The organism is Paenibacillus sp. MCAF9, assembly GCF_052114265.1.
In the GTDB taxonomy this organism is placed as follows: domain Bacteria; phylum Bacillota; class Bacilli; order Paenibacillales; family Paenibacillaceae; genus Pristimantibacillus.
Genome location: NZ_JBFREL010000004.1, coordinates 266,280 through 278,935, shown reverse-complemented (window position 1 = coordinate 278,935; position 12,656 = coordinate 266,280). Strand labels below are relative to the sequence as shown.

Genomic DNA, 12,656 nt, shown 5'->3' with positions numbered 1-12,656 from the left:
TGAATAAAAAGATGAAATAAAGCGTATTCATATTTAATTAAATTGTAATTTCAAAAAATAAACTGCACAATGTAAAAAGTATAGTGTCAACCCTATAAACTATATATTTTGCAATACAAAAAAGGCGATTGCTTCCGAATTAATTTCGGTAAGCAATCGCCAAATTATTTTGATCGTTTCAGTTCAAAAATGATGGAATGCTAACGGCCTATAGACGTTCCTTCACCCATACCGCCATCTCGCCTTTGCCGCGATTCGCCCATGCGTAATAGGGAATAAACGTAACATCCGTCTGCTCAAGAGCTGCATCTGTGTTGGTGCGGTAAAGCTGAGTGCCCCAATCCTCGAATTGAAGCTTCAGTGCCTGCGCCTTAATGACTTGGATGCCGCCAATCAGATGTTGTTCAAACGTTTCCTCCAGCTTGGCATCCTGCGGCAGAAGCAGCTGCTGAAGCTGCTTCCCATTGTCCGCCTCCTCTAGGCAATAGACGAGCGGTCCGCGCTGCAGCGCTACCTTACCAGCATTTTGCTTCACTAGCGGATGGCTTCTTACTCGTAATATAGGCATATCGAGTGCAAGCTCCACAACATCGCCGGACTTCCACTCCCGCTCAATTCGCGCATAGCCGTCCACGATTTGATTCGCAAGGGAAAAGGCTTCTCCGTTTATGAGTACCGCTGCATTGGAAGACCAGTCTGGTATACGCAGCGCCAAAGTGAATACTGCCGGCTCGCCGAGTGTCACCTCAAAACGTGCTGACCCTGCCCAAGGCATATTGGATTGCTGATGAAGCTTGATTTTTGTATCTCCTAATGAAAGCTCCATTTCTCCGCCGATATACAAATGCGAATAAATGGTATTACCTTTTGTGGAATACAAATATTCGCCAAGCGAGGCAAGCAAGCGCGCAATATTCGGCGGACAGCAGGCACAGCCGAACCACTCTTGGCGGACAGGCTTCACATGGTTAAAGTTTTTGTTTCTTCCTTCACATACATCCGGCGTTACCTCCAGCGGATTTACGTAGAAGAAATGTCTGCCGTCGCGCGACATGCCTGCAATAACGGTATTGTACAAAGCACGCTCCATAACATCCGCATAGCGGCTGTTAGGCTCGAGCTGAAGCATGCGATGAGCGAAGAAAATGAGGCCGATCGATGCACAAGTTTCTGAATATACCGTATCATTTGGCAGATCGTAATCGAATGAAAAAGCTTCGCCCTGCGCCATAGATCCAATACCGCCAGTAATGTACATCTGCTTGGAGGCTATATTGTCCCACAATCTGCGGCATGCCTCAAGCAAAGACTCGTCGCCCGTTTCGCGTGCAACATCCGCCATACCCGCAAGCATATAAACGACACGTACCGCATGGCCAACCGCCGTTTCTTGCTCACGAACAGGCAAATGCGCTTGGAAATAATCCGCTTCAATATGAATTTTATTATTGCTCCAATGCGAAGTTCTGCCCCTGCGGTCAGCCTCTGCTTCGAAGAAGCTGGGCTGCTGGCCGCGTTTATCAATAAAGTAGCTGCTTAGCTCCAAATATTTGCGATCACCTGTCGCTTCATATAACTTCACAAGCGCCAGCTCAATTTCTTGATGACCGTCATATCCTGCAATTTGACCTGGTCCATCACCAAACACGACAGCAATATCATCTGCGATGCGGCATACAATTTCAAGCAGCTTCTTCTTGCCTGTTGCTTTATAGTAAGCTACTCCAGCCTCGATCATATGGCCTGCGGTATAAAGCTCATGGCACTCCGTCAAGTTTGTCCACTTCTTGCCCGGCTCTTTAATCGTATAGAAGGTATTCAAATAACCGTCAGGCTGCTGCGCCTTTTCAATAATGTCGATCATTTCGTCAGCAATTTGCTCTAGGCCAGTATCTGGCTTTGTCTCAAGCAAATAAGCGACCGCCTCCAGCCATTTGGCTACATCGGTATCTTGAAATACGAAGCCGTAAAAATCCCCTTTTTCTAAACCTGCCGCAATTTTAAAATTACGAACCGCTCCGCTTCGTTCGGCTCCCTCTACTTGATCATTTATAGCATCCCATTGATAGGGTACAACAACATCCCTAACTAGATTAATATAATAATTCCAAAATGAATCTTGAATTTTGATCTGCTTAAGTGATACGGGTTTGGCATGGTCCCTGCTTGCGGTTTGCTCCATTTATTAAAACCCCTCTTCCGAAATGAATAACTTTCATACTGCTGATCTCTATTTTATGGGTTAAAATAAAACTTAAATACAAACGAAAATAACTAAATACTTATAAAATTTCACACAAGCAGGGAGTGTAATTGATTATGATAGCAGCATCGGAGCATATTTATTTTGCAGCCCCTCCGCTTCCTTATTACTTAGAGAGCGGCGTTACGAATCACGAACGGGGCGATCAGCATCCGAGCCGGAAGCAGCTAGGCGTATTTGATCTTCTTATCGTAGAACATGGCTGCTTATTTATAGGCGAGGATGAGCGGAACTGGCAATTAACAGATGGTCAAACCTTGCTTCTGCTGCCTGACCGCTATCACTATTCCGTAAAACCTTCCGAGGAAAAAACACGCTTTTACTGGGTTCATTTTCAAGCGGTGGGGGAATGGCAGCAAACGGAGCTCGATCACTCGGGCATTAACCAAGAAGAGCATTACAATCGTTTCTTAACTTCGCCTTACTCCCTTCACCTGCAGAAAGCATGGACGCTCCCCTATCCAGAGCAAGCGTTTCGCTTAATGCGTACGCTGAACAAAGCTGGAGGAGAGCGTCAGTCGAGTGCATTCTGGACGCAGCAGCAGACATTCGAGGAGCTGCTGCGCATGATGGACCTGCGGCAAAATGACAGCTATACAAGCCCCATTGTCACTCTAGCTGAGAAAGCGGAGGCTTATATAAAAAATAATTATCGATTTGAAATTTCAAGCAAAACGATGGCTGAAGCTCTCAATTTTCACTATAACTACATTACCCGCTGCATGAAGCAGGTGTATGGCATGACACCTATCGACTATTTGTCCAAATATCGGCTTGAGCAAGCCAAGCTGATGCTGCTCAAAACAGAATGGCCGATCGTAGAAATCGCACAATATGTTGGATTTGAAAATGTTCCCTACTTCTCCAATTGCTTTACGCAGCAAATCGGGTTGCCGCCTACGAAGTTTCGCAAGCAATATACGACGTAATTTAAGGCGATAACGTTTGCTTCAACCAATCGTAAGCCAGTCGGCCGCTTATTTCATGCTTGCCCGGAAATACGTCCGTTAAAAGCTTGTCACCAGCTCCATCCGCCTCATAAATGGCCTGAATCTCTGCCTCCGCCTTCCGAAAGCCTGCCAGCGGAAAAATCGGATCATTTTCTCCAGATTCAAGAAATAATGGACGCGGAGCAATTAATCCGATCAATTCCGGCAGCTCCGCGTGAACGAGTAAACTTGGCGTGTAATTATCAATGCAATGATGAACAGCGAAGATGCTGTCTTTGACTGTGCTGGCGAAGCCAGTCAATACCGTTGCATTTATGCGCGCTTCCAGCACGGCCGTCACAAACCCAATTAAACCTCCGCCAGAAAAACCCATGAGGCCAATCCGATCAGCATCAACCTCTTTGCGCGTAGACAAATAATGAAATGCTTTTAACGCTTCTGATACGCGCAGGCCGGTCAATGTCTTGCCAAGCATCATCAGCTGCGTCGACAGCCGGTAGCACGAGCTTGGCGTATCTGGATTAAGCGCAAGATCGGCATGGAGCCTGCGTTCGCCGAAGCCGATCACGTCTGGTGCGATCACGACCATGCCCCGTTTCACGAGCTGAATAGCAAAATGCTGATGGCTGCCGGGGTCTTCATCATCTTGTGATCCATCCTGCCGCAAACCAACAATTTGCCTGCTCCCATAACCATGACCATGCAGTGCCAGCACACTCGGCTGCGGCCCCTGCACATCACTCGGAATAAGCACATACGCGGCAAAGGTCAGCTCTGGCGTAGCCGACAGCTCCACCCGTTCGCGAACATATCCATCGCATTGAACGCGCTCAAGCAGCTTCGGTATATGTGCGGGATTAGGCTCGAACTGGCCTACCAACTCTCGCAGCGCTGATTTCAGCTTCGGCCTGCGTTCATTTCGGAGCTGCAGAGTTCGAAGCTGTTGATGCCGAGCTATGGCTTCGTCATATAGCTTCGTTAAATAAGAATCACCATTCCACATCGTGATCTCTCCTCATTGTTTGCGTTTTTGTTGTTCTCTTCCCTACATTCTGTTGTCTTTAAGAAAATTCAAGCAAAGTGGTTGAATCTTTATTCTTAATGTTGTATATTTATGCAATACAATGAATAACCGGGAGGCTCGTAAATGATTCAGATGGAAAAGTCAGCAACAAAGGCATTATTAGAAACGGCGGAGAAATCGGTTCTTTTTACGGCGCACCGTCCCAGCGTCGTGATGGAAAAAGGCAAGGGTATGTTTTTGTGGGATACGGATGGAAATCGTTACTTGGATTTTGTCGGCGGCTGGGCGGTTGCAAGCTTGGGGCATTCCCCTGCTGTATTGCAGGAGGCATTGTCACGTCAGGCTTCAACGCTTGTTCATGCAAGCCCCGGTTACTATAATAAACCAATGATTGAATTCGCCGAGACGCTGACCAGCGTCAGCGGTATGGATAAAGCTTTTTTTGTAAGCAGCGGTGCTGAGGCGAATGAAAGTGCAATTAAGCTGGCAAGAAAACATGGCTCTGTTAATTTGAATGGAGCATATGAGATTATTACGTTAACGAACAGCTTCCACGGACGCTCGCTAGCTATGATGTCTGCAACTGGGAAAGCAAAGTGGAAGGATCTATACGCTCCTAAGGTCGAGGGCTTTAAACATGTACCTATTAATGACCTTGATGCTTGCTTTGCTGCGGTTACGAACAACACCTGTGCAATTATGGTCGAGCTCGTGCAAGGGGAAGGCGGCGTTCATTCCGTAGATGAAGCGTATTTGTTCGGATTGCGTAAAATATGCGATATGTATGGCATGCTGTTAATATTTGATGAAATACAGACGGGGATGGGCAGAACAGGCAAGCTGTTCGCCTATGAGCATTACGGTATTATGCCTGATGTCATCACCTTAGGCAAAGGCATTGGTGCTGGCTTTCCGTTGGCGGCGATGCTGACAAAAAGCAAATATGATTTATTTGAGCCGGGAGATCAAGGCGGAACCTATACAGGAGCCCCGCTTGCCATGGCCGCAGGTTATGCCGTGCTTCAGGAACTGCTGGAGCAAAACTTGGCAAACAACGCTAAGCTGCAAGGCCAATTTCTAGAAGGCAGCCTTCGTGATCTTTCTCACGAATTTCCGATTGCGAATATTCGCGGCAAAGGACTTCTGCTCGCATTTGACGTACCTGAGAACACCGCGGATGAGCTTGCTGCGATTTGCATGCGTGAGGGACTGCTTATTAATGCGCTGAATTCATCGACCATTCGGCTCGTTCCTCCATTAATTGTAACGCAGAAGGATATCGATCTCATGATATTCATCCTGCGCCGCTCTTTCCGTCAGCTGCTTGCTGCCAAATAATGACTCATTCGTAACGAGCCAGCTGATCCAGCGAATGCTGAATCGGCTGGTTTATTGAAGTGAGCTCTTGCGCTGGCCTCAGCTGCACAATCGAATCCGCGTCTCAAGCTTCTACCAATTCAGCGCATTGCCTGCATAATCCACGTATTCACAATCTGCTGACGCAGCATCCAAGCTTATGCGGGCTTCAACTAGCTTTAGAATAGCGGACGCCGATTGCTTAGGTGTAAGCGTTGCTGCAGCATCTAACTTGCCCTGCATATACGTCTGCACCCAGCCTGGGTGCACAACCAGTACACGGCCACCCAGCTGCTTAATGCCATTATGGATCAGCTTGGATTGCATGTTCAGCGCTGCCTTTGACATACAATACGCATACCAGCTGTCCCGGTAGCAATCACTTATGCTGCCCGCCTCCGACGAAATATTGAGCAGAAACTTTGACTCTCCTTTTAGCAGGAGCGGCATAAAGGTCTGGCTCATCCGCAAACTCCCTAGTGTATTCACATTGAAAACATCAAGCATCTCCGCGTAGTGAAGCCGATCCAGCACCGTTGCTGTAATGTCTCCCAATATCGCTCCGTTATTGATTAATAGATCCAGCTGATCCGTCCTTGCAGCTGTTGCCGCGAACGCCCTCGCCACACTCTCATCACTTGATATGTCCAGCTGCAGCACCTGCAGCCGACCTGCATGTGCTTCTTTTAACTCATCAAGCTGCGGTACATGGTCCGCATATTGTCCAGCAAAAACGTCATATTCTAGCTCAAGCAAGCATTTTACGAGGGCCAAGCCTACTCCTCGATCTGCTCCGGTTACGAAGGCTGTTTTCTTCAATACAATCACTCCTATTATACTTATTGAAATCATTGCGAATGATGGATAAGCTGCTCCGCATAATCTAGTTACGGTTGTAATGCGCCTAATTAGCAGGAGGGCTCCCATTTTGCGTACTCGAGCTGCCAAAAAAGAAGAATTTGAAATATACATTGTTCCCGCCTGGAAATGGAAGGAGTTCATTGCCTTTGAGCTCATCGGCGGCGCGGCATTTTATTTGCTATGCCGAAAAGCAGTGCATTCCGAGCTATTCGGAATAGCCGCGAATATAGCCGGACCGCAGATGCTCAAATTTTTGATGGCTGCTTATCGCTTGGATACAAAAAAACGTCCCACAGCCCCCGCTGAGCTAGCGGAATTGTAGAACGTTTCAAGCATGCTAGAAGCCGAAGTAAGCTTTCGCGTTGCGATAAGAAATATTTTGAACCATTTGACCCAGCAGCTCCATATCTTCCGGCGCCTCGCCATTCTCGACCCATTCACCTAGCAAATTGCAGAGCAAACGCCGGAAATATTCATGTCTGGTGTACGAGAGGAAGCTGCGGGAATCGGTCAGCATGCCAACAAAGCGGCTAAGCAGTCCCTGATTGGCAAGCGTATTCATTTGGTCAATCATACCATTTTTTGTATCGTTGAACCACCATGCAGAGCCAAGTTGAATTTTCCCAGGCACCCCGCCCCCTTGGAAGCTTCCAATAATGGATCCCAGTACATCATTGTCCTTGGCATTTAGCGAATAAACGATTGTTTTCGGAAGCGCGTCGTCCATATCCAGCGCATCAAGCAGCCTCGTTAGCGGGTAAGCTACGTCGCTATCATTGATCGAATCAAATCCTGTATCCGGTCCGAGCTTGCCAAACATGCGCGAGCTGTTGTTTCTAGCCGCATTGATATGGAACTGCATCGCCCAGCCGCGCTCGGCATACAAACGTCCCAAGAAGAGCAGCGTATACGTCTTGTACTGTTTCTCTTCTTCCAGGGTGACCGTTTCCTTGTTCAAGGCTTTGGCAAAAATAGCGGCAGCAACAGCCTTCGTTGTCTCTGCATACGCAACGTAGTCCAGCGCATGGTCAGACACTTTGCAGCCCGCCTCAGCGAAAAACTTTACTCTTGCCTCAAGCGCATCAAGCAGCGCATCATAGCTGTCGATCGTCGTTGCAGCCGCCTCTTCAAGCTTGCCAACCCATTCTAGAAAAGTAGGACGATTGATTTCCAGCGCTTTGTCAGGCCTGAAGGAAGGCAGCACCTGTACGTTAAAATCATCTAAAGCTTTGATCGCGATATGATACTCCAGCGAATCAACAGGATCATCTGTCGTGCAGATGACCTCGACCTTGGACATGTTGACCAAATCACGCGCTTTAAATTGGCCTGTCGCGAGCTTCGCGTTAACCTGTTCCCATATGGACGGTGCATTTTTCTCATTAATAAGCTCATAAATGCCAAAATAACGACGAAGCTCCAAATGCGACCATTGGTAAAGCGGATTGCCGATCGTTTGCGGAACTGTTTTGGCCCATGCTTCAAAGCGCTCGTAATCGGTTACTCCCTCGCCGCCTGTTACAAAACGCTCCTCTACTCCATTCGCACGCATTGCCCGCCACTTGTAGTGGTCACCGTACAGCCATGCCTCCGTAATGTTCTCAAAGCTTTTATTCTCAAAAATTTGCTGCGGACTCAAATGGCAATGGTAATCAATGATCGGCATATCCTTTGCAAAATCATGATACAGCTTAATCGCCGTTTCGTTTGACAACAAAAAATGATCGTCCATAAATGGCTTCATTCCAGCTTCCTCCTCCGCAACCTAATTATGAAATATCACAAGCTCATCAATTTGTACTGCGAGTCCCGTCTGGATTGAACGGTTTGCTGCAATGCCCGTTAGAATCGATCTTGCTCCATCAATATGATTCGCCGCCCTATGGAATGGGTCCTCTACAGGCGTTCCAAATAGATCGTTCAGCAAAACTGGATCGCCGCCGCCATGACCGCCAACGCCTTCTTCTACCTCGACCTCATAAGGAGCTGCAAACATTGGAAATACTTTAATCGACTGCTCTTTCAGCGCGCCCTCATCGGATTTCTCGCCGCCGGAATTCACATACGATTGTTCCACGATATTCATCTCGATGCGTCCTTTTGTTCCATTAAATGCGATGCGGTAGCCTTCCCATGGCAAATATGCGTTTAAGGAGTAAGTTAAGATCGCATTGTTTTTGTAGCGGACAAGCACGCCCATCGTATCTTCAATATTAATGCCGTCACCGAACACGCTTTGATCGCGGCGGTAGCCGTCCTCATGCTCCGCATCCAAATACATCGCTTTCAAATGGTCATTTTTGTCCAAATGCAGCGCAAATGGATCATTCTCAGCCAGCGGATTTCCCGTCGCGCGCTCATAAAATTGCGTCTCCCCGCGTTGCTCTGCATTTTCGCGACCATAGAACAAGAGATCACCAAAGGCAAATACCGACTCCGGCTGCGAGCCGATCCAGAAGTTCACGAGATCAAAGTGATGCGTCGATTTATGAACCAGCAAACCGCCGCTGTTCTGCTTGTTGCGATGCCATCTGCGGAAATAATCTGCGCCATGCTGCGTATTCAGCAGCCACTCGAAGTGAACAGAGGTTACTTTGCCGATTGTACCATTAGCAATCAGCTCTCTTGCTTTCGTATGATGCGGCGCATACCGATAGTTGAACGTCACACGCACATTGCGGCCCGTCCGTTCAACAGCATCCAAAATTTGCTGGCATTTTTTCTCGTCTACCGTCATAGGCTTCTCGGTTACGACATCACAGCCAAGCTCCAGCGCACGAATAATGTACGTATGATGCGTCCGATCCATGCTCGTAACGATGACCGCATCCGGCTTCTCCTGCTCAATCATTTGTTCAAATTCATTTGACTTGTACGTTTTTACAGCCTCATGGTTATATTTATCAACTAATATGCGATTCGCATAGTCCATCCGAGTTTGGTTAATATCACAAAAAGCGAGCAGCTGCGACGTTTCTCTGAAATCGGTTGCAAGAGCACCGTAGAAAAATTCTGCCCTGCCGCCGCTGCCTACCAATACATACCGTTTTTTTGCCATACTCATTATTCCTCCTCGATTCCAATTACCTTCATATTACTGCATGATAGTGATATAATTCTCTGCATATCCTGCTCTATTTCGATCAAACACCGCTTATTTTGCGATAAAATCAAAAGGAGTACATCCCTAATGAGCATCCAGCCCGACATCTACAGCTTTGGCTCTATAACCGACCTGTACATTGAGTATACGAAGCGGACAGCACCCTACACGATGGAATACAATCACTACCACGACTATTATGAAATCTACTATATGCTGTCAGGGCAGCGGATTTATTTTATACGTGACCGTTCCTATTCCGTTGAGCAAGGCGACCTCGTCTTTATTTCGAAGCATGAGCTGCACAAAACGATGCAATCCGGCGATGCCGCTCATGAACGAATTATCATACACTTTGATGATGCCATGTTGACCAAATTGGCAGGAGCACATGCCAGCTTCTTATTGACGCCATTTGAACAGCAATCCCATATTATTCGTATGCCTATGCAAGAGCAGCTGGCGACAGCACAATTAATGAGTAGAACGCTCTCAGAGATCAGACAGCAGCCTGCTGGCTTCGAGCTGTTTCCTGCGTTTGCCGTAACGGAGCTTCTGCTGACTGCAGCTAGACATATTCAGCAGCATGAGCCAGTGCCTCTGCACCACGCCACTCCCATGCATGCCAAAATTTCAGAGGTTATCCGCTACATTAATGCTCACTTTGGGGAGACGCTTCGGCTTGACGAGGTCGCAAAACATTTTTTCATCAGTCCTTACTATTTAAGCCGCATGTTCAAGGAGCTGACAGGTTTTACCTTCTCCGATTACATCACTCTGACCCGCATGAAGGAAGCGCAGCGTCTGCTTCGCGAGTCCGATAGGAGCATTACCGATATTGCCGCTGCGGTTGGCTTCGATAACTTCTCCCACTTCGGAAAAACCTTTAAAAAGATAACCCGCATATCCCCGCGTCAATATCGGAAGCAATATAGGTAAGAGAATTTAAGCGAAACAAATTTTTGTCGTAATTTCATACAAATTTGGTCATTAAATTACACTAAAAATAAGCATAAAACTATGTTAAATTATAGCTGTTGTCATAAATTTATATATGCAATGCAAATTCGCTAATAGATGCCCAGGGAGAGATGAACCTATGATTCGAATCGGTAAAATCAGTTATTGGCATGTACACGCATGGGATTATACGAAACAAGCTCAGGAGCACCCTGGTACGGAAATCGTTGCTGTATGGGACGAAATCGCGGAACGCGGTCAAGCAGCTGCCGAGAAGCTTGGCGTTACTTTTCATTCCGATCTTAATGAAATGTTGAGTCGCGATGATATTGACGCCGTTATTGTTGACGCTCCAACTTTCAGACACCAAGAGGTTATCGTAGCAGCGGCTAAAGCCGGCAAGCATATTTTCACAGAGAAAGTTATTGCCCCGACTCTTAAAGAAGTAAATGTTATACTAGATGAAGTAGCTAAAAATAATGTAAAATTAACTGTATCGCTGCCTCGTCTAAATGACGGCTATACACTGGCGATTCGCGATATTTTGTCACAAGGCGTACTTGGAAAAATCACACTCGTTCGTGCTCGTCTCTCACATAACGGAGCAACAGCGAACTGGCTGCCTGAACACTTCTACAACCTAGAGCAATGCGGCGGCGGTGCTTTAATCGATTTGGGCTGCCACCCTATGTATTTGACTAGACTTTTCTTGAATGAAATGCCAAAAGAGGTTTCTGCTCACTTTGGTTATGTGACTGGCAAAGAAGTAGAAGATAACGCAGTTGCGATATTGAACGCGCCATCTGGAGCAATCGGAATCGTAGAAGCCGGCTTCGTTAACAATCATTCACCATTTACGCTTGAGGTGCATGGAACTGAAGGAACGCTATTGTATGGCAATCCTGAGAGCCAGCTGCTGCTTCGCACTTCTACACCAGGAGCACAATCATCTGAGCAATGGACGGCACAAGTGATTCCGCCGAACAGAGAAAGTGCATTTGACCAATGGGTGCAGCACATCGAGAACAACACGTCCGCTGACGAAAATGTAAGCCTTGCCATTGACTTAACAAAGCTGATGGAAGCTTCAAACCGTTCTGCTAATGAGCACCGTGCAATCCGCATCGATGAGCTGAGCGAGTAATACTACACACATAATTTGAACGACTCCAAGGAGTGATCGGCATGCCTAACTTCCCGTATGAGGTCATGCATGAACGCCAGGATGCGCTTGAACGCCTTGAGCTGTGCATCAGATGGGGACCCTACGACATCCATGTACTGCGCTTCCATCTGACGCAATTTCCTCCCGGCAGAATGATTGGATTTCATAAGCACGCGGAATATGAATTTCACTTCATACCGCAGGGCAAAGGAAAGGTCATTATTAGCGACCAGGAGTATGCGTTAAAACCTGGCATGCTTTATTTAACCGGACCTGAGATCATGCATTATCAAGAAGCAGACCCGCTTGAAGCGATGGATGAGCTTTGTCTGCATGTCGATATCATTGATCGCACCGAGCAGAATAACGGCGAGGATGTTCATTCCTATGACGACTGGGAAGCTGCTGAAGCGCGAAATTGTATCGAGAAGCTCAAGGCGCTTCCACTCTATCCAACAATGGATCTTCATCAAGCGATGCCTCGCTTTCTTGAAGCGTATCAAGCTTGCAACGATAATTTTGTCGGCAGCTATACTACCATTAAGCAGACAGTTATCCAGATTTTAATGCGAGCGGTTCGTGCTTATGAAACAGCAAGTGAACAGAAGCATTTTCCAACGCGGGATATGAAGGCTTATCGTTATCGACTCGCCTTGGAGTATATTTACGCTAACTATGACGGCTTCATCACGCTTGAGGACGTTGCGGACAAGCTTAATTTAAGCTCTCGGCAAATTCAGCGATTATTCAAGGAGCTTCATCACGGACATACATTCAGCCGTATTCTTGAAGACATCAGGCTAGCTGTCGTATGTCGTGAGCTGCTCGAGAGTTCGCATTCGGTGGAGAAAATAGCTAAGTTATCCGGCTTTGCCGGCGGCAACTATTTACACGCTGTATTTCGCAAGAAATTCGGCGTCACTCCTTCCGAATATCGCAGGAATGCTCGTCAAACCGTTTCTCAATAGAAAAAA

Annotated in this window: 11 protein-coding genes; 6 read left to right on the top strand and 5 right to left on the bottom strand. The window is 47.1% G+C overall.

Annotation, left to right across the window (positions count from 1 at the left end):
* Positions 1-208: 208 nt before the first annotated feature.
* Positions 209-2,182, bottom strand: coding sequence for a glycoside hydrolase family 127 protein (locus AB4Z45_RS09280; RefSeq protein WP_441908871.1), 1,974 nt, complete (start codon positions 2,180-2,182; stop codon positions 209-211).
* Between the two features lie 137 nt (positions 2,183-2,319).
* On the opposite strand from AB4Z45_RS09280, the gene AB4Z45_RS09275 reads away from it, so the two are divergent.
* A complete protein-coding gene (locus tag AB4Z45_RS09275; protein ID WP_441908869.1) occupies positions 2,320-3,192 on the top strand; it encodes a helix-turn-helix domain-containing protein in 873 nt (290 codons plus the stop codon).
* 1 nt (position 3,193) lies between these two features.
* Here AB4Z45_RS09275 and AB4Z45_RS09270 read toward each other — a convergent pair whose 3' ends face one another.
* Positions 3,194-4,216 carry a dienelactone hydrolase family protein gene (locus AB4Z45_RS09270; RefSeq protein ID WP_441908868.1) on the bottom strand — a complete coding sequence of 341 codons (1,023 nt, stop codon included), beginning with the start codon at positions 4,214-4,216 and terminating at the stop codon, positions 3,194-3,196.
* A 144-nt stretch (positions 4,217-4,360) separates the two neighbouring features.
* Here AB4Z45_RS09270 and AB4Z45_RS09265 point away from each other — a divergent pair, with 144 nt between their 5' ends.
* Positions 4,361-5,575 carry an aspartate aminotransferase family protein gene (locus AB4Z45_RS09265; protein WP_441908867.1) on the top strand — a complete coding sequence of 405 codons (1,215 nt, stop codon included), beginning with the start codon at positions 4,361-4,363 and terminating at the stop codon, positions 5,573-5,575.
* A gap of 111 nt (positions 5,576-5,686) precedes the next feature.
* Here the strand turns inward: AB4Z45_RS09265 and AB4Z45_RS09260 are convergent, their stop codons facing one another.
* The gene (locus AB4Z45_RS09260) at positions 5,687-6,421 is read right to left on the bottom strand and encodes an SDR family NAD(P)-dependent oxidoreductase (RefSeq protein WP_441909082.1); all 735 of its coding nucleotides are present in this window, start codon (positions 6,419-6,421) and stop codon (positions 5,687-5,689) included.
* Between the two features lie 100 nt (positions 6,422-6,521).
* Between AB4Z45_RS09260 and AB4Z45_RS09255 the strand changes: the two genes are divergently transcribed.
* Positions 6,522-6,776, top strand: a complete 255-nt coding sequence (locus tag AB4Z45_RS09255) for a hypothetical protein (RefSeq protein ID WP_339207608.1) — start codon at positions 6,522-6,524, stop codon at positions 6,774-6,776.
* A 15-nt stretch (positions 6,777-6,791) separates the two neighbouring features.
* Here the strand turns inward: AB4Z45_RS09255 and uxaC are convergent, their stop codons facing one another.
* Together uxaC and AB4Z45_RS09245 are read right to left on the bottom strand one after the other, a co-directional pair.
* Complete coding sequence (uxaC, locus tag AB4Z45_RS09250; RefSeq protein ID WP_441908865.1) at positions 6,792-8,198, bottom strand: glucuronate isomerase; 1,407 nt, start codon at positions 8,196-8,198, stop codon at positions 6,792-6,794.
* Between the two features lie 21 nt (positions 8,199-8,219).
* The gene (locus AB4Z45_RS09245; protein WP_441908864.1) at positions 8,220-9,512 is read right to left on the bottom strand and encodes a Gfo/Idh/MocA family protein; all 1,293 of its coding nucleotides are present in this window, start codon (positions 9,510-9,512) and stop codon (positions 8,220-8,222) included.
* Between the two features lie 132 nt (positions 9,513-9,644).
* Between AB4Z45_RS09245 and AB4Z45_RS09240 the strand changes: the two genes are divergently transcribed.
* The 3 genes from AB4Z45_RS09240 (at position 9,645) to AB4Z45_RS09230 (ending at position 12,650) form a co-directional block, all read left to right on the top strand.
* Complete coding sequence (locus AB4Z45_RS09240; protein WP_441908862.1) at positions 9,645-10,496, top strand: helix-turn-helix domain-containing protein; 852 nt, start codon at positions 9,645-9,647, stop codon at positions 10,494-10,496.
* 160 nt (positions 10,497-10,656) lie between these two features.
* The gene (locus AB4Z45_RS09235; protein ID WP_430057532.1) at positions 10,657-11,661 is read left to right on the top strand and encodes a Gfo/Idh/MocA family protein; all 1,005 of its coding nucleotides are present in this window, start codon (positions 10,657-10,659) and stop codon (positions 11,659-11,661) included.
* A gap of 41 nt (positions 11,662-11,702) precedes the next feature.
* Positions 11,703-12,650 (top strand): AraC family transcriptional regulator, encoded by a 948-nt coding sequence (locus tag AB4Z45_RS09230; RefSeq protein WP_076267964.1) that lies wholly within the window; start codon positions 11,703-11,705, stop codon positions 12,648-12,650.
* Positions 12,651-12,656: the final 6 nt, after the last annotated feature.